Source organism: Boseongicola sp. (genome assembly GCA_014075275.1).
GTDB lineage: Bacteria > Pseudomonadota > Alphaproteobacteria > Rhodobacterales > Rhodobacteraceae.
Genome location: CP046179.1, coordinates 2,993,129 through 3,010,467, shown reverse-complemented (window position 1 = coordinate 3,010,467; position 17,339 = coordinate 2,993,129). Strand labels below are relative to the sequence as shown.

Sequence of the window (17,339 nt, the reverse complement as noted above, 5' to 3'; positions counted from 1 at the left end):
CAGATCAACTTCGATGAGTTTTGTCTTTAACGAACGAGAAAAGTGCGGCTCATGCCCGATCCGGCATAGGGCCGTTTGCGCTCGTTGCGATGACGATGAACTGGCATTGCTAGAGGCAATGAAGTCCTACACGAGTTTCGAAGCTGGCCAGCCGATCTTGTGGCGCGGCGACGAGTTGAGTCACTTCTCGTCAATTGTGACTGGCATCGCATCCTTATCACGCACTCTGGAAGATGGTCGAAAACAGGTTGTTGGTCTTTTGCTTCCTTCTGACTTTATTGGGCGTCCGGGTCGCCGGGTCATCGATTTTGACGTAACCGCTGTAACAGAAGTGACTCTCTGTCGGTTCAAGCGCAAACCATTCGAGAATGTCGTGGATGAAATTCCACATATTTCTCAGCGGGTAATGGAAATGGCATTGGATGAACTTAATGCCGCGCGCGAGTGGATGGTTCTTCTCGGACGCAAGACTGCGCGAGAGAAAATAGCCACGTTTGTCGAGATGATTATTCGGCGCGACACCATCCCGCTACATCAGGTGAAACAGCACTCGTTGCCTCTCAGCCGAGAAGAGATCGCAAACTTTCTGGGGTTGACTTTGGAAACCGTAAGCCGCCAGTTTTCTTCCCTGAAGAAAGAAGGCGTAATCGAGTTTTCCGACCGCCGCAGCTTTAAGATTACTGATCTCGAAGCTCTGCACCAAGCGACAGGTGACGACGCCGATGGCGGTGTCCTTTTTTAGCTTTCACCTATTTGACCTAGATCAAAGAGTCTCGGTCCAGCCCTGACTATGAAGTCCCTGAGTTCGGGGGTCCCTTGATTTGATTCCTGATTGTCAGGAAACAATAAAAGGGCTGTCTTATGGCGAGCGTTTTCAAACTGGTCCTCCTGGGGCTTGTCGCATTGGTCGCGGCCTATGCGGCCGATCAGGGGAATGATCTGGCGTTTCGCATTCACGGCCTCATCGTTATGATCGTGGCGGCCGGCCTCTTCATCTGGGAACTTCGGCGGGTTGATGCATCCAGGCCCGTTCCAGCTATGCATGAGTATAAAGATGACGTTGTTCGTGCAGGTGTCTTAGCGACTGCCTTTTGGGGCATTGCCGGGCTCACCGTAGGAGTGATCATTGCGTTTCAGCTTGCCTTTCCAGCGCTGAACTTCGAGTGGGGTCAGCCGTTTACAAACTTCGGACGCCTACGCCCCTTGCACACTTCGGCGGTGATTTTCGCCTTTGGCGGCAATGCATTGATCGCTTCGTCAATATATATCGTCCAGCGCACCAGCCGCACACGTCTCTTTGGCGGAAATCTCGTGTGGTTTGTTTTTTGGGGCTACCAACTTTTCATCGTGCTTGCCGCGACGGGCTATCTGTTGGGTGCCACCCAATCGAAAGAATACGCCGAACCAGAATGGTATGTAGATCTGTGGTTAACGATAGTTTGGGTTTGCTATCTCATAGTCTTTCTCGGCACGATCATGCGCCGCCGCGAGCGGCACATCTACGTCGCCAACTGGTTCTTCCTGGCCTTCATTATCACTGTCGCCATGCTGCACGTGGTCAACAATCTGGCAGTTCCTGTCAGTATCTGGGGAAGCAAATCCGTCCAGTTGTTCGGTGGTGTACAGGACGCCATGACGCAATGGTGGTATGGCCACAATGCCGTCGGCTTCTTCCTGACTGCTGGTTTCTTGGGCATGATGTACTACTACGTGCCCAAGCAAGCGAACCGTCCGGTCTACAGCTACAAGCTGTCGATCGTTCACTTCTGGGCGTTGATCTTTCTGTATATCTGGGCAGGCCCACACCACCTGCACTACACCGCACTCCCTGACTGGGCATCTACTCTTGGTATGGTCTTCTCTGTTGTGCTCTGGATGCCCAGTTGGGCGGGCATGATGAATGGTCTCATGACGCTGAATGGCGCATGGGACAAAATTCGCACCGACCCCATCATTCGTTTTCTGGTGGCCAGCCTCGCCTTCTACGGTATGTCCACATTTGAAGGTCCAATGATGTCGATCCGCGCGGTCAACAGTCTAAGCCACTACACGGACTGGACTGTCGGCCACGTGCATTCAGGCGCACTTGGCTGGAACGGAATGATCATTTTCGCGATGGTCTATTTCTTGACGCCGCGCCTTTGGAATCGGGGATCGATGTACTCGACGGCGGCAATGAACTGGCACTTCTGGTTCGCGATGATTGGCATCGTCCTCTATGCGTCATCCATGTGGGTCAGCGGCATCATGGAAGGCCTGATGTGGCGCGAAGTTGATGACCAGGGCTTCCTCGTGAACAGCTTCGCAGACACCGTCAGCGCCAAATTCCCAATGTATGTCGTGCGCGGTCTGGGCGGGTTACTCTACCTCGCCGGTGCGATTGTCATGTGCTGGAACATGTGGCGCACGATTGCGGGTTATGTGCCGGTCAAACAGCCCGTTTCCCAAGTCACCGTCCCAGCCGAGTAAGGAATACACAGCATGGCACTGATTGATAAACATGCGATCCTCGAACGCAGTCCGACGCTTCTGCTGGCATTCTCGCTGTCGGTGGTGACAATTGGCGGGATAGTTGAAATCGCGCCCCTTTTCTGGCTGGAAAACACAATTGAAGAGGTGGATGGGATGCGTCCCTATTCTCCGCTCGAACTTGCGGGTCGCGACATCTACATTCGTGAAGGCTGTTACTCCTGCCACAGTCAAATGATCCGCCCCATGCGCGATGAAGTCGAGCGCTACGGTCATTATTCACTCGCAGCCGAGTCGATGTATGATCACCCGTTCCAATGGGGGTCAAAACGAACCGGGCCAGACCTGGCGCGCGTTGGCGGACGGTATTCGGATGAGTGGCACCTTGATCACTTGATTGATCCACAGTCGGTTGTACCGGAAAGCATCATGCCCGGTTACGGTTTTTTGATGGATGCCCGCCTTGATGGCGACGAAATTGGTGCCTTGATGCGAACCCATCGGATCGTTGGTGTTCCATACACTGACGAACAGATCGAGAATGCGCGCTCTGACTTCCGTGTCCAGGCTGACCCCAATGGCGATTGGGACGACATGCTTGAACGCTATCCAGGCGCTGCCATCGGGAACTTTGATGGCCAGAAAGAACTGACCGAAATGGATGCGCTAATTGGCTACATGCAAATGCTCGGAACGTTGGTCGACTTTTCCACTTTTGTTCCCGATGCAAGCCGCTAAGGAAAACCACAATGGAAACTTACTCCGTACTGCGCGAATTCGCCGATAGCTGGTTCTTGATCGGCATGTTTGCTTTTTTTGTCGGCACTTGGATTTTCGCGTTCTGGCCATCTCTTAAGTCCTCAAGGGACGATGCCGCATCCATCCCAATGCGCGATGAAATTGCACCTCGCGACAACGACTGCGCCGTAAGCGCCCAGGAAATTGACAATCTGAAAGGCGCAAAAAATGGGTGAGAAACGCATAGACGAACTGACCGGTCGATCCACAATGGGCCATGACTTCGACGGTATCGAGGAACTGAATACTCCGATGCCACGATGGTGGCTCTGGACATTCTATGCAACCATTATTTGGGGGGTTGGATATACGATCGCTTTTCCCGCATGGCCCATGATTTCCGGCGCAACTACAGGACTTCTGGGGTATTCAACCCGTGGCGAAGTTGTGGCTCAGATCGAGGCCCATGAAACTGCCAACGCAGAACTGGTCACAGAGTTGCTCGCGGTCGATCTGGCAAACTTTGATTCGCAATCGGACTTACATCGATATGCTGTTGCCCGTGGCAGTTCGGTATTCCGCGCCCAGTGCAGTCAATGTCATGGCTCCGGCGCCGCGGGCTTTATCAGCTACCCTAATTTGCTAGACAATGATTGGCTGTGGGGCGGCACTCTGGAAGAGATTGCCTTTACTGTGCGGCACGGCATCCGCAACGAGACCGATGGGGATGCCAGGTGGTCCGAGATGCCCGCATTTGGCGATGTCCTGACAGCGGAAGAGATCGGCGTCTTAGCGGAGTTCGTCCCAACGCTTTCTGATCCTGAAAATGGAAGTCAGGGGGCGGCACTCTACGCGGACAATTGCGCGTCCTGCCACGGCGACACAGGTCTTGGGGACCGCGAGTTAGGTGCGCCCAGCCTGACTGATGCAATTTGGCTTTTTGGCGGCGACCGCGAAAGTCTTGTTGAGACAATCACCAATTCTCGCTTTGGGGTTATGCCAGCATGGGGTCAACGACTTAGCGAAGAAGATGTGCGGGCTGTTTCCGCATATGTCCATGCTCTGGGAGGTGGCGAATAGTCCACCGCTGAAAGCACTTGATCTGTGTCAAGGACGGCTCTGCCGTCCTTCCCTATTTGTTTGCCAATTCCGCAGGAATAGCGAGTTAAATCAACGTGACCGAAAGCCTTTACGCCGCACGCGAACCCATATTCCCGAAACGCGTTTACGGGAAGTTCAGAAACCTGAAATGGGCGATCATGGCTGTGACCCTTGGGATCTATTACCTGACCCCTTGGATACGCTGGGACCGGGGGCCAAACCTGCCGGACCAAGCCGTGTTGGTCGATCTGGCCAACCGGCGTTTCTATTTCTTTTGGATCGAGATCTGGCCGCATGAGTTCTACTTCGTCGCGGGCATGTTGATCATGGCCGGACTCGGATTGTTCCTGTTCACGTCAGCACTGGGCCGAGTTTGGTGCGGCTATACCTGCCCTCAAACAGTCTGGACTGACCTCTTCATACTGGTCGAAAGATGGATCGAAGGAGATCGGAACGCACGGATCAGATTACATCGTGCAAATTGGTCTTTTCGCAAGGTCAGATTGCGGATTACCAAATGGATTGTTTGGGCACTTATTGGCCTCGCGACCGGTGGTGCCTGGGTGTTCTACTTTGCGGATGCCCCAACTTTAGCAATGCAGTTTTTCAGCCTTAACGCACCATCGGTGGCTTGGGCTACAGTCGCAATACTAACTGCGACCACGTTCATCTTTGGCGGATTCATGCGTGAGCAAGTGTGCATCTACATGTGCCCTTGGCCCCGCATACAGGGCGCTATGATGGACAACGACACGTTGACCGTCGGTTATCGTGATTGGCGCGGCGAACCCCGTGGCAAGAAGCGAGATTCCACCGCCGGAGATTGCATCGACTGCAACGCTTGTGTTGCGGTCTGCCCCAAGGGCATCGACATACGAGAAGGCCAGCAGATGGAGTGCATCACCTGCGCTCTCTGTATCGATGCCTGCGACGAAATCATGGAAAAAGTCGGTCGCGAGCGTGGATTGATTGACTATCTGGCACTGTCTGATGCGCCCAAAGAGCAAGCGGGCGAAAAACCTCGCCCTAACTGGCAACACGTTCTTCGGCCGCGCATCATTCTGTATACGGCAATCTGGTCAATCATAGGACTAGCAATGCTTTATGCATTGTTCATCCGGCCCGATATCGAAATGACTGTCGCGCCAGTACGAAACCCAACTTACGTCACAATGGCAGACGGTTCAGTTCGCAATACCTACGAACTGCGCTTACGCAACAAGCACGGTACTGCGCGTTTGTTTGGAGTTCACATCAGGACGCATGGTGCCTTGGTCTTAAACCTCGAAGGCCATGACATTAACGCGATTGAAGTGCCCGCAAATGAAACGCTCAGGCTTCGTGTTTATGTCACCGCACCAAGCGACAGCGAGGCGTCCCGTATCAACGAATCCGCTATTCGTCTTTGGGTGGACGACATCGTAAGCGGCGAACGTGCCTTCAAGAACACTGTCTTTAACGGAACAGGGGCTTCATCATGAAACCGATTACTGGCTGGCACATATTTGGATTGTTCGTCCTGGGCTTTGGCACAATCATTGCGGTGAACTTGACCCTCGCGTTTAATGCTGTGCGCACATTCCCAGGGCTAGAGGTCAAAAACTCATACGTTGCAAGCCAGTCGTTTGAGGCTGACCGCGCCGCCCAGAATGCATTGAACTGGACCGTATCCGCACACGTTTTTGACGGCGAGCTGGTGCTTTCGTTTGACCAAGATGGCATCAAAGTCGAACCAAGTATCGAAAACGCAATATTTGGCCGCGCAACATCTGTCATCCAAGACCAGTTGCCGGAATTTGCCTTTGATGGTCACGTTTTCAGCGCCCCGGTTAACGCAGGGGCCGGAAACTGGAACCTTCGTATCAGGGCGCGCGCGGCTGATGGAACGCTGTTTCAGCAGCGCATCATCGTCGAGGTATTGGGATGACGTCTGCCTGTCCTGCTTGCACAACAACACCAATGGCGCAGGAATTGGCGGCAGTCCCAGTCGACGTTCAGCTTTCAGTACCTGGCATCAAGTGCGGAGCTTGTATCGCTGCAATCGAAGACAGATTGACAAAAATGGCAGGCGTGCGCGACGCGCGAGTGAATTTGTCATTAAAGCGCATCAGTGTCGCGACTGAACTGCCGACAGACGCACTGACAAAGGCGTTGGCCGACATTGGCTATGACGCTCATCCACTAGACAGCGGCGCACTTGGAAATCAATCTGACACTGTCGGTCGTGACCTCCTCATGCGAATGGGCGTCTCTGGCTTCGCAATGATGAATGTCATGCTCTTGTCAGTCGCCGTATGGTCCGGAGCGACAGGGGCAACACGTGATCTATTTCACCTAGTATCGGCGATGATTGCGCTCCCGGCAGTTTTATACGCTGCGCAGCCATTCTTTCGGAATGCTCTGAACGCGCTCCGGCACGGGCGCTTAAATATGGACGTCCCAATTTCGCTCGCCATAGTTCTGGCAGGGGGAATGTCCCTTTACGAAGCGCTTCACGGCGGCGACCATGCGTATTTTGACGCAGCGCTTTCCCTCACCTTCTTTTTGCTGATCGGCCGGTATCTCGAGCACCACACCAAATCCGCAGCCCATTCCGCTGCCAAAGAACTGGCCGCACTAGAAGTCCATACAGCACGCCGAAAAACCAGTTCCGGCTACGAAAACATTCGAAGCGATCAGCTTAGTATTGGTGATGTCGTTGTCGTTCCAACCGGTGTGCGCGTACCAGCTGATGGCGCCTTGGCGGGCAACTTTGCAGTAACTGACAGGTCGTTCCTGACCGGCGAAAGCGATCCCGTTGACCATATTGCCGGGGCGTCACTGAATGCCGGTGAGATCAACCTGGGAGCTCCATTTGAAATACGGGTATCAGCCGTTGGTCAGAATACTCGATTGCACAAAATTGCGTCACTAGTTGAAACCGCCGAGAATGCTCGGAACAGCTACACAACGTTGGCCGACCGCGCCGCCCGGATTTACGCGCCAGCTGTGCATCTGCTGGCTGCGATGACGTTTCTGGGTTGGTGGGTGCTGACCGGCGACTTCCGACAGTCTCTCAATACCGCAATAGCGGTGTTAATCATTACATGCCCCTGCGCTTTGGGATTGGCGGTTCCTGCAGTCTCCACGGCCGCCATCAGCAAACTCTACCGCATGGGATTTCTGGTAAAATCCGGATCCGCACTTGAACGCCTGGCCGAGGCCACAACAATCGTTTTCGACAAAACCGGGATTCAATTTTGAACTCAATCAGCTCGATGCAAACGAACAGGCCATCGCCAAGGCATTGGCTCAAGCCTCGTCGCATCCAGTGTCCAGGGCCCTTGATTCATACCTTTCCAATATCATGCCGGTGACATTGGATCAGATTAGGGAGGTTCCGGGGCAAGGGATCACAGCAAAATACATGGGCAGCGACGTGGCCCTTGGAAGCGGACATTTGGTCGGTGAGCCATCGATCGGGTTTTTACTGAAGTCCGGATCACATGTTAAGGAACTCACATACTAGGAAGCATTGCTCCCCGGGTCTGAGAATTTGGTCCAGGACCTGGCGAATAAAAACCTAAGTACAGAATTGCTTTCCGGCGACCGTCGGAAAAAGACCAAATCTCTGGCTCTGAAACTGGGATTTGAAAATTGGATGAGCAGCGTCTCACCCGAAAGTAAACAACAGCGTATCGCCGAACTGAGCGACCAGAACCAAGCACCATGCATGGTAGGTGATGGATTGAATGACACAGCTGCCTTAGCTCGCGCTCATGCTTCGATTGCACCCGGAGCAGCACTTGATGCGGCCCGCAGCGCAGCGGATGTCATAATGATTGGTCGGTCACTGGCCTTGATCCCGGAGGTTTTCGAAATCGCCCGAAAAACTGTGAAGCTATCAAAACAGAATTTCAGAATAGCGATCGCTTATAATGCGGTGGCCATCCCAATTGCTGTCCTTGGATACGCTACACCATTGCTCGCGGCATTGGCCATGTCGACGTCATCCCTCACAGTGCTGGCAAACGCCATGCGCTTGAACCTTGGTGCGAAATGAATGTTCTGGTGTTCCTGATGCCGGTTTCCTTGGGACTAGGCCTGCTGGGCCTTTTGGCTTTCATATGGAGCCTCAAAACTAAGCAATATGAGGACCTCGCCGGAATTGCCGAGCGTATCCTAATGGATATGAAACCGTCCGTGCATTCAGGCAATTACACTTCTCAGAGTGACAAAAACCACAAGGTCTAAGGTTAAACCTGCTGTCTCAAAATCTTTCGATTTGGGGTGTGGTAACGGCCCGGCCAAGGTTTCGCTTCGGGCGAAGATGTCGGGCGGATTAATCCGCCCGACAGGTTAGCTTATTCCGCTGGCTCAGCGCCGGCCTCGCCAGAACCTGACCGCAAACCATCGCGATACATGGCCTTGCCCAATGCGACACACATCAGACCCATAACCATCGTGAACGGTAGCGCGCCGATGATCATCGCGTTGCGCAGCGCAACCATCGGGTCGGCTCCGCCAGATTTACCGGCAATGAGCAAAGTTCCGATAACAGCTGTCAGGATCAGGCCCCAAACGATCTTGTGCTTGTTGCCAACTTCCTGATCACCACCAGACATAATGGTATTCATAACCAGGATACCGGAGTCTGCAGATGTCACCAGGAATGTCATGATCAGAACAACTGACATGATGGTGATTGCCGACAACAGTCCGCCGGAAATCATCTCACCCAAAGTGACGAACAGTTTCGCCGTATTGGATGCACCGATGATGACACCATCAGCGCCGCCGGTCAGTTCCAGATCAATCGCTGTGCCGCCAAGAATGGTCATCCATGCAAAGCAAACCAGCGCAGGCGCAAAGACGCAGCCCAGGATGAACTCACGAACTGTCCGTCCGCGCGAAATGCGCGCAAGGAACAAACCAACGAATGGCGAGAACGCGATCCACCATGCCCAGTAGAAGGTTGTCCAACCAGCCTGCCATCCGAACTGACGCCCTTGCTCACCTGCTGCATAAGCAGCTTGCAACACTTCTTCGGACAAGTTGGCTGCTTCGCCTTCGAGCCCAGAACGGAACCCATCAAATGAGCCCCACGCGTTCGTGGCACCACCGCGGAGAGCATCCGCAAAGGGTGCCGCTTCGGCTGGAAGCGCAGCATTGAACTCGTCAGCAGAAAGTGGGCCGTATGCGCCAAAGCTCAACGAGATGAAGTTCAGAAGGTAGTCAACCAGAGCTGTTGCATATGTCGTCATTGCAAACAGGAAGGACCCGAAAACAACAAATGTGAACAGCAAGATCAGAGACAGAACTAGGTTCAAGTTGGACAGATACTTAACACCTCGACCAACACCCGAAACCGCTGAAATGATCGACAGACCCATGATCACCAGCAAACCAGCGACAAGGCCGACTGTGCCAGGTGCCGGGGCGTCGCCCGACATGTTCATCATCCATTCCATCCCGGTGATCGCATAAAGCCCGTCAATGAACTGCGAGACGCCAAAACCGATGGTTACCGACACACCTAGAATGGTGGCAACCACACCGAGGATGTCAACGACATGGCCTAAGAAGCCGTTCATCAGACGCCCAAAAAGTGGGGTCAACGCGGTCCGAATAGTCAGTGGCATGTCCCGCGTATATGCATAGTAAGCCAGCGAAAGTCCTGTAACCACATAGATCGACCATGCGTGGAAGCCGTAGTGCGCGAACGTGTAACGATACGCGGACTGCAGTGCTTCTTCTGAGTTTGGCACAACGTCTCCAGCTACGGTCACAGGGTTTGAACCCCAAAGACCAAGTGGTTCAGCGGTTGCGAAAACCATCAGCCCAACACCCAGACCCGCGCCAAACATCATGGAGAACCATGAGAAGTTTGAAAACTCTGTTCCCTCACCAGGACGTCCCATCACTTTCTTACCGGTCTGCGGAAGCAGCGCGATGACGATCAAGAAGAATGCAAATAGACCGACAATGATGATGTAAAAGCTATTGAAGCTTTCCAGAATTCGTCCATTCAGACTTCCCAGAACGCCATTGGCGTTTGCAGGAAAGACCAGTGCCCATAGCACCAATCCGACCATGATGGCCTTACTTATCAGCGCAATTTCAACGCTGTGTCCCTCGTAGAAACCTTGCTTAGATCTATTGATCTCCAGCTCGGTAAACGGCGGCTTTATAGACATGACTATCTCCCTTGTGTCGTGAAGCCAGAACGCGCTCCAAACTTCTCCGGTCCGGTTTGCACTCGTTCAATTCTGTTCATTTTGCGTCAGCAAACTTACTGACCTTCCCTTAAGTGCCTATGATAGCTCGAATTTTCTCCAATGTCGCGACGTTTACGCTGACGCCATTTCTTTTCGCATCCAAGCGTTTACTTCTACGCCCGTCACCCGGCAGATGCGCGCCCTCCTGCGAACTAATCGCCGTAATCAAATCTTTGATCCGAGCATTAAACGTGCCCGTGGCTGACACGCCAGCATCGAACGCGACAAATAATTGACCAGTTCGAGGCGGACCACCCACTTGTCCTGAGAAGGGCGAAGCATGGATCCCCAATTGGCCACCAGCCAAAGCAGCCGCCATAATCTCAACCAAAAGAGCTACACCAACACCTTTGTATCCGCCCGATGGTGCCATTGAGCCCTTCAGACCAACCTCGGGATCAGTTGTCGGGTTTCCGTCGGCATCCAGTGCCCACCCGACTGGAATCGGCTTCGCTTCCCGCGCATGCTTCATAACTTCACTTTTGGCGATCGTGCTTGCGCTTTGGTCGATATGAATCGCCGGCTCTCCGTCTTCGCCCGGCACTGCTATCGAGAATGGATTTGTGCCGACCACTGGCTTGAACCCACCTGATGGTGCGATCGAAGCCGGGGCGTTGGTGAAACCAATGCCCAAAAGTCCTGCACGGGCTAGTCGGCCGGTGTGATAACCCAAAACTCCGCAATTATAGCTGTTGTGAATCGCAAGCGCCGCAACACCTTGCTCTTTCGCAAGCGGGATAAGGCGCTCAAAACCGATATCAATCGCGGAATGTGCGAACCCTGTCGCCGCATCAACGCTCAACATCGAGGAGCGTGGTTGCGTCAAGACCGGCGACGCTTTGCCATCAACCTTTCCACACTGAACGTGGTCACAGTAGATCGGAATGTAAGCCAGTCCATGACTTGAAACTCCATCGGCCTCGGTAGCGGCTGTTGCCACCGCCAGTGGCCGAGCGTTCTCGCTCGTCGTACCTGCCGCGATCAAAGCAGAAAACGCGATATCTTCGATCTCGCGCAAATTCAAAACCTCAGTGTCCATCAATGAGTCCCCTTCAACCAACAATCGGCAGCTCGGCCCCCGCTCCCTTCATGCGACTCTCTTCTGTCGCGGGCGCATAGGTCCGTTGTGCAAATTTGTTTAAAGCGTCCCAGGCTGATGACTCCGGATTGCCCCTGCTGACGGCAGCATTGGGCGTCCCAAGCTCTCCTCCTAGTCTAATCACGACAATCTCAGTCGCAGAACCGGCATGACCGGAATAGCTCAGGTTGTTTCCGTCCAAAATGGCAACGCCACCAGGAAATTCGACAGTCACAACCCCTTGAAGCGCTCTGGCGCAAAGCGCCGCAAACGGAATAAGCAAGCTTGGCTCCAGAACCGGTCCCACATTGACCGCCTGAGCCCTCAACTTATTTGCATGATCGGACAGGACTGCACCGGCAATCAACGGACAAAGAACATCCCCTTTGGCACTCCATTGTTCACCCTGCACGTTCGGTGAAATATCCATGAAATCCGCTCCGTCGAACTGGGTCAGTGTCCGAGCCAGTGCCGCACATCCGTCCATGCCCTGGTTACATAGCCAGCGCACGGCAAATCCGGCTTCTTCGGCCAATCCCCAGGAATATCCAGCGCCCCTCGTCGCTTTCTTTGAAGTGGTTTGTATCTCATTCAAGGAATAGGTCACGACACCAACACCTCCGGGTAAACCCAAAGAACTGAGTTTTGCGATGAAAGGTCTTCGGGATAGGGCGCACCGGCATACATACAAATTCGGACCCACCGATCTGAACGTGGGTCAAAATGCGTTGCGCCAAAAAATGATAACTTTGCCCGCAACATATCAATCGGCATTACCGTCGCGCTGATAGTGTTATCTTGAATCTCACCATATGGCGCAAAACGGCTCATCTGAGCACGTCGCACCGAATGACGATGCTCGGGATGGCGCAGAAGGAACTCTGCTATCGGCGCATCCGGCTCCCAATCCACCAAGGCATCCAAAACAGATGTCGCATCGCGCGCAGGGGCAAGCGGTTGTTCATAATCTTCGATTGGCTCTTCAAACCGTTCGCCTAAGCGCGGCTCTAGTTTTTCTTCGGAGACATACCACGCTCGCTCGCAATTTTCAGGCGATGCCCAATCAATATCTTTCGCCCAACCAAAGGCTCGCAACAAATGCTCCTGCACTTGGGAAATCGTCATGGAACCGTCGATCCGAAAAGCATCTGCATTACTGTCCGACATACAATCAGACAGACCATCGACCAGATGTTCGTACGGCTCGAGCATCAACGATGCCAATAGCTCCTGACCCTCTTCGGACAAAGCTGTTTCAGCCCACTGGAACAAGCGGTTCCATGGACTATCCGACCGCAAATCTGCTTCGGAAAGGTGATCGATGAGCAAAGAGATATCCGCCCGCAAGGCCTCTAATTTTTTGACCTGCAAAGGGTGGACAGATGTCCAAAGATGCACTGACTTCGCGCTCCGACGAAGGATATCCAAAAACTCCGTGGCTTCTTCTTCCAACGCAGTCTCGACCGAGCGCACCCTCGCAATAGCTTCTTCCCGTGCAATGATCCAATTGTTGAATAAAACGGGATGGTTAACGATGAAAGGGGCCATCCCCAGGCCTGTCGAGTTTCCGATCCCTATCTGCCGCGCAATGACAGGATCCAGTTCCACCGCCATCTCTCCCCCGACGGCGCGCGCCATGTGCTGAACGAGGTCGCGCACAAACACTCGGATCAAATAAACCGACAGCATTTCAGCCTGAAACGGAGCCGAAAGCTCTGGACGGTCTGCAATCGTTTCGCGATCTGCCGCACCAAATTTTCCCGAACCATAAACGGCCGTAGTTCGCATCAGATATCCAACAGCTTCGATCTGATCTCGGTCGGGTTGTCGCCCACCAGCCAGTGCCTCGACTACATGGGCCCAAAGACGAACAGATCGATTGGCCCGCGACAATGACAATTCAGATGCCTGGATGCGCCCCGCTTCTTGCAGGGGAACGTTCTGTTTCAGCCGCTCGATATCTTCCGCACTGGGAACGCCATCATACAGAGTAAAAGTCGCATCCCAGGCTTCTGCAATCACACGATCCGATCTCTGATCGGCGGGCAAATCATGCGCAAATGCAACCAATGAATATGTGCGTTCGAGACCCTTAACCGAGTATATCGCGTGACCAACACCATTGGCATCAATGTCAAAAACCGGACGCGTAAAATCCCACTTCTCGCGCGCCATTCGTCTGGTCAGCACTCGCATAAAACTCAGCCGACACTGATGAAGCGATCCCAATCGCTTCAGGCGCATCACCACCTCCGGCGGCCGACGCTGGATATTGCCTGCCCCGGTCGTCACCCAGCCGGTCCAAAATTCTCGGCAAAAAAGCGATACCAATTGCCGCCCATGATGCCTTTGATCTCGTCGTCGCTCATCCCAACGTCACCGAGACCTGTTTCTATGTTTGCGAAATCCCGATTATCGCGGAACCAACTTGGCATAGGCGGGAATCCCGGCGCCGATGCCGAACCTTCCCCGTAGTCGATTTCCTTGGTCCAGCGACCCACCCGCATCCATTCAACAATACTGTCGGGTTGATCCTGACAAAGATCCGAACCAATCCCAAATTTATCAGTTCCAAATTGGTCAGCGGTGCGCGCGATCATCTCACAAAAAGACTGAAGCGTGCATCCTGATTTGCCCCTCAAATGATGCGGGTAAAGCGAAAACCCAAACATACCGCCGTTGTCTGTCACGGCGCGAATAACACCCTCCTTCTTGTTACGAAGTGCTGGCGACCAATCAAAAGGGTTCGCGTGAGTGATGGCGATTGGTCGTTCTGAAATTTCTGCGGCCTCAATCGTCGAACGGTCGGCCGAATGACTCATGTCCACAACAAGTCCAACGCGATTCATTTCGCGGATAACCTGACGCCCCATGCGGGTAACACCGCAATCTTCGGTCTCATAACACCCCGTCGCCAGAAGTGACTGGTTGTTATAGGTTAGCTGCATGAAACGCGCGCCCAGAGTGTGGACAATCTCGACCAGCCCAATGTCATCTTCAATTGGGCTTGGGTTCTGAAATCCAAAGAAGATTGCAGTACGCCCCGTTTCGCGGGCCAGATCAATGTCTTTGGCAGTGTGACCCTTCACGATCAGGTCGGAATGCTGCTCAAACCAACGGTTCCACTGCTCAAAGTTCAATACCGTTTCTCGAAACGTTTCGTGATAGGCAATCGTCACATGAACAGCGTCGACACCGCCTTCCCGCATTTGTCGGAAGATCTTTTCAGACCAATTCGCGTATTGAAGGCAGTCGATCCTCATCAGTCTGGCGTCCCGGCGCTGATGTAGGCTGTCTTGACCGTGGTATAGAACTCGGCTGCCGTCCGGCCTTGCTCGCGAGGTCCGTACGAGCTTTCGCCACGTCCGCCAAACGGCACATGATAGTCCGTGCCAGCTGTCGGCAGATTAACCGTAACAACTCCGGTTCGTGCGTTCCTGCGGAAATGCGTGGCGCGAGCCAAACTACGGGTCACAATGCCCGAAGTCAGACCAAACTTGGTATCATTTACCACGGCCAATGCTTCGTCATAACTCCCGACTCGGATGACTGAAGTCAGCGGCGCGAACATCTCTTCACGGTTGATGCGCATGTCGTTGGTGGTGTTTAGAAAAACACCTGGAGACATGTAGAAACCATCATGCGGACGCTCCAATTGTTCACCACCACAAACAAGATCGGCTCCCTCGGACTTCCCTACCCCGACATAGTCAAGGTTCTCCTGAAGTTGTCCTGCGCTGACCACAGGCCCAATCTGGGTTCCTTCTTCCAAGGCATGACCAACTTTCATCGCTTTTGCGCCTGCGACGAGCTTCTCGACAAAAGCGTCGTGAACGCCGTCTTGAACCACCAAGCGGGAAGAGGCGGTGCACTTCTGACCCGACCCTCCGAAAGCACCGCCCAGCGCAACGGTCACTGCCAAATCAAGATTGGCATCGTCCATTACCGCCAATGCGTTCTTGGAACCCATCTCAAGCTGCACTTTGGTAAAGTTTTGAACCGCCGCCTGCGCAATTCCACGACCCACAGGAACAGACCCGGTAAACGAAATCGCATCAACTTCAGTGCTTTCAACCAGCCTCTGACCAATGGCCCGACCGGAACCCATCACCAACGAGAACAACCCCTCGGGAATATCCTGACGGGCAATGATTTCGGCCAAAGCCACAGCCGATGCGGGCGTCACATTGGCGGGCTTCCATACAACTGCGTTGCCGTAACAAAGCGCAGGCGCAATTTTCCATGATGCCGTCGCAGTCGGGAAGTTCCATGGCGAGATGATTGCAACCACACCAACAGGCTCGCGGCGCACATCAATCTCAATCCCGTCGCGCACGCTATCTGCGTTTTCGCCAAGCTGGCGCAGACATTCGGCGGCGTAATATGTAAAGAACTGCCCAGCGCGATAGATCTCGCCCTTGCCCTCTGCCAAGGGCTTGCCTTCTTCGCGGCTCAGCAACGTCCCCAGCTCTTCTGAGCGCGCAATCAGTTCATTGCCAATCGCCATAAGAACAGCCTGACGCCGCTCCAGACCGTAACCCGCCCATTGACGCTGCGCCGAATGAGCACGCTCCAACGCGAAGTCTAGCTGGCTGCTGCTTGCTTGCGCAAAAACTCCAACAAGGTCGGTAAGATCAGACGGGTTCCTGTTCTCGACTTCACCCTCTCCCGAGACCCATTCACCAGCAATCAAGTTTAGCTTTACGTCGCCCACGCCAAGCGCTCCCCATTTCAAAATTACTCCAGCACAGTGGATCTTCATTGGGATATCAGTCAAACTCAAATTATTGAACTAAACTTAAGGATTTTTGAAGTTGGCTATCAAAATCGAGATGCTGCGCGCTTTCAATCACGTTGCACAAACCGGAAATCTTTCCGAAGCAGCCAACCGCCTGGGGCGAACGCAGTCCGCAATTTCAATGACACTCAAGCAGCTGGAAGATCACCTTGGCGAAAAGCTATTCGAAGGCGAACGCAAGAACAGGTTAACGCCACTAGGTGAACAGGTCTTCGCCCTGGCCCAACAAGAGTTGCAAAACTTCGATGCCACAGTCCGTCAGATCGAAACTTCTGCACGCTCGCCAAGTGGCCTGCTGCGCATAGCGTCCATTCCGTCGACCGCGGGTATCATGGTTCCAAAGGCGGTCGAACAACTGACGGACCGCCATGATGGACTAAAAATCGACATTCGCGATACAGACACGGATATGGTCATAGACTCCCTCGTTCGCGGTCAGGCTGATGTCGGCATCGCTTCAGGCCAGCCCAATCTAAACGGGGTCCACACCAAAGTTCTGTTTCAAGACCTTTTCGGCCTGACATGCGCCCCTGAACATCCTCTCGCGCAGCAAAAGACCATAATTGGACTTGCCGACGTCCTTGCCGCGAACTTCATGGGAAACAGCCTATGCAGACAAATCGAACACCCCGATGTTGCTCAGGCTCTAGCCAGCACAAGACTTCATGCCCACAACACCATCTCACTCATTGGCATGATCCAAACCGGCAAATGGGTAACTCTGCTACCCCAATCCGTTGTCCAAGACCTGCCAGGCAACCTTACATTCAGAGCAGTCGCCGACCTTCGCGAAAACAGAGTGGTTTCCGCCTTAGTATCCCAACGCTCAAGTCAAATTTCCTTCGCCAACGAATTTGTTGAAATACTAGAAAACCTGACAGCTCTCGAAACATAGATC

15 protein-coding genes and 1 pseudogene are annotated in these 17,339 nt (G+C 53.6%); 10 read left to right on the top strand and 6 right to left on the bottom strand.

The genetic code is table 11. The annotated features are described in order from the left end of the window. Positions 1-13: 13 nt before the first annotated feature. From GKR98_15110 to ccoS, 9 genes and pseudogenes are all read left to right on the top strand, one after another. Entirely contained in the window at positions 14-742 is a 729-nt protein-coding gene (locus GKR98_15110; protein QMU59397.1) for a helix-turn-helix domain-containing protein, read from the top strand. Between the two features lie 119 nt (positions 743-861). Then, complete coding sequence (gene ccoN / locus GKR98_15105; GenBank protein QMU59396.1) at positions 862-2,469, top strand: cytochrome-c oxidase, cbb3-type subunit I; 1,608 nt, start codon at positions 862-864, stop codon at positions 2,467-2,469. 12 nt (positions 2,470-2,481) lie between these two features. Then, on the top strand, positions 2,482-3,207 hold the full coding sequence (ccoO, locus tag GKR98_15100; GenBank protein QMU59395.1) for a cytochrome-c oxidase, cbb3-type subunit II: 726 nt from the start codon (positions 2,482-2,484) through the stop codon (positions 3,205-3,207). Positions 3,208-3,218: 11 nt separating this feature from the next. Further along, positions 3,219-3,443, top strand: a complete 225-nt coding sequence (locus GKR98_15095) for a CcoQ/FixQ family Cbb3-type cytochrome c oxidase assembly chaperone (protein QMU59394.1) — start codon at positions 3,219-3,221, stop codon at positions 3,441-3,443. Further along, complete coding sequence (gene ccoP, locus GKR98_15090; GenBank protein ID QMU59393.1) at positions 3,436-4,287, top strand: cytochrome-c oxidase, cbb3-type subunit III; 852 nt, start codon at positions 3,436-3,438, stop codon at positions 4,285-4,287. The genes GKR98_15095 and ccoP overlap by 8 nt, the downstream gene beginning before the upstream one ends. Positions 4,288-4,376: 89 nt before the next feature. Then, positions 4,377-5,789 (top strand): cytochrome c oxidase accessory protein CcoG, encoded by a 1,413-nt coding sequence (gene ccoG, locus GKR98_15085; protein QMU59392.1) that lies wholly within the window; start codon positions 4,377-4,379, stop codon positions 5,787-5,789. Further along, positions 5,786-6,235 carry a nitrogen fixation protein FixH gene (locus GKR98_15080; protein QMU59391.1) on the top strand — a complete coding sequence of 150 codons (450 nt, stop codon included), beginning with the start codon at positions 5,786-5,788 and terminating at the stop codon, positions 6,233-6,235. The genes ccoG and GKR98_15080 overlap by 4 nt, the downstream gene beginning before the upstream one ends. Continuing rightward, a pseudogene (locus GKR98_15075) lies at positions 6,232-8,350 on the top strand (heavy metal translocating P-type ATPase). The gene GKR98_15080 and the pseudogene GKR98_15075 overlap by 4 nt, the downstream one beginning before the upstream one ends. Then, on the top strand, positions 8,347-8,541 hold the full coding sequence (gene ccoS, locus GKR98_15070; protein ID QMU59390.1) for a cbb3-type cytochrome oxidase assembly protein CcoS: 195 nt from the start codon (positions 8,347-8,349) through the stop codon (positions 8,539-8,541). The pseudogene GKR98_15075 and the gene ccoS overlap by 4 nt, the downstream one beginning before the upstream one ends. A 110-nt stretch (positions 8,542-8,651) precedes the next feature. On the opposite strand, the gene GKR98_15065 is transcribed toward ccoS, so the two are convergent. The 6 genes from GKR98_15065 to GKR98_15040 form a co-directional block, all read right to left on the bottom strand. After that, positions 8,652-10,484: a BCCT family transporter gene (locus tag GKR98_15065; GenBank protein ID QMU59389.1), complete on the bottom strand. Its 1,833-nt coding sequence runs from the start codon at positions 10,482-10,484 to the stop codon at positions 8,652-8,654. A 109-nt stretch (positions 10,485-10,593) separates the two neighbouring features. Further along, on the bottom strand, positions 10,594-11,607 hold the full coding sequence (locus GKR98_15060; protein ID QMU59388.1) for an Ldh family oxidoreductase: 1,014 nt from the start codon (positions 11,605-11,607) through the stop codon (positions 10,594-10,596). 10 nt (positions 11,608-11,617) lie between these two features. Further along, positions 11,618-12,346: a DUF3726 domain-containing protein gene (locus GKR98_15055; protein QMU59387.1), complete on the bottom strand. Its 729-nt coding sequence runs from the start codon at positions 12,344-12,346 to the stop codon at positions 11,618-11,620. Continuing rightward, entirely contained in the window at positions 12,247-13,887 is a 1,641-nt protein-coding gene (locus tag GKR98_15050) for a hypothetical protein (GenBank protein QMU60124.1), read from the bottom strand. The genes GKR98_15055 and GKR98_15050 overlap by 100 nt, the downstream gene beginning before the upstream one ends. 44 nt (positions 13,888-13,931) lie before the next feature. Continuing rightward, on the bottom strand, positions 13,932-14,906 hold the full coding sequence (locus GKR98_15045; protein QMU59386.1) for a membrane dipeptidase: 975 nt from the start codon (positions 14,904-14,906) through the stop codon (positions 13,932-13,934). Next, a complete protein-coding gene (locus GKR98_15040) occupies positions 14,906-16,357 on the bottom strand; it encodes an aldehyde dehydrogenase family protein (GenBank protein ID QMU60123.1) in 1,452 nt (483 codons plus the stop codon). Before GKR98_15040 ends, GKR98_15045 begins: the two co-directional genes overlap by 1 nt. A 100-nt stretch (positions 16,358-16,457) precedes the next feature. Between GKR98_15040 and GKR98_15035 the strand changes: the two genes are divergently transcribed. Beyond that, positions 16,458-17,336 carry a LysR family transcriptional regulator gene (locus tag GKR98_15035; protein QMU59385.1) on the top strand — a complete coding sequence of 293 codons (879 nt, stop codon included), beginning with the start codon at positions 16,458-16,460 and terminating at the stop codon, positions 17,334-17,336. Positions 17,337-17,339 lie beyond the last annotated feature (3 nt).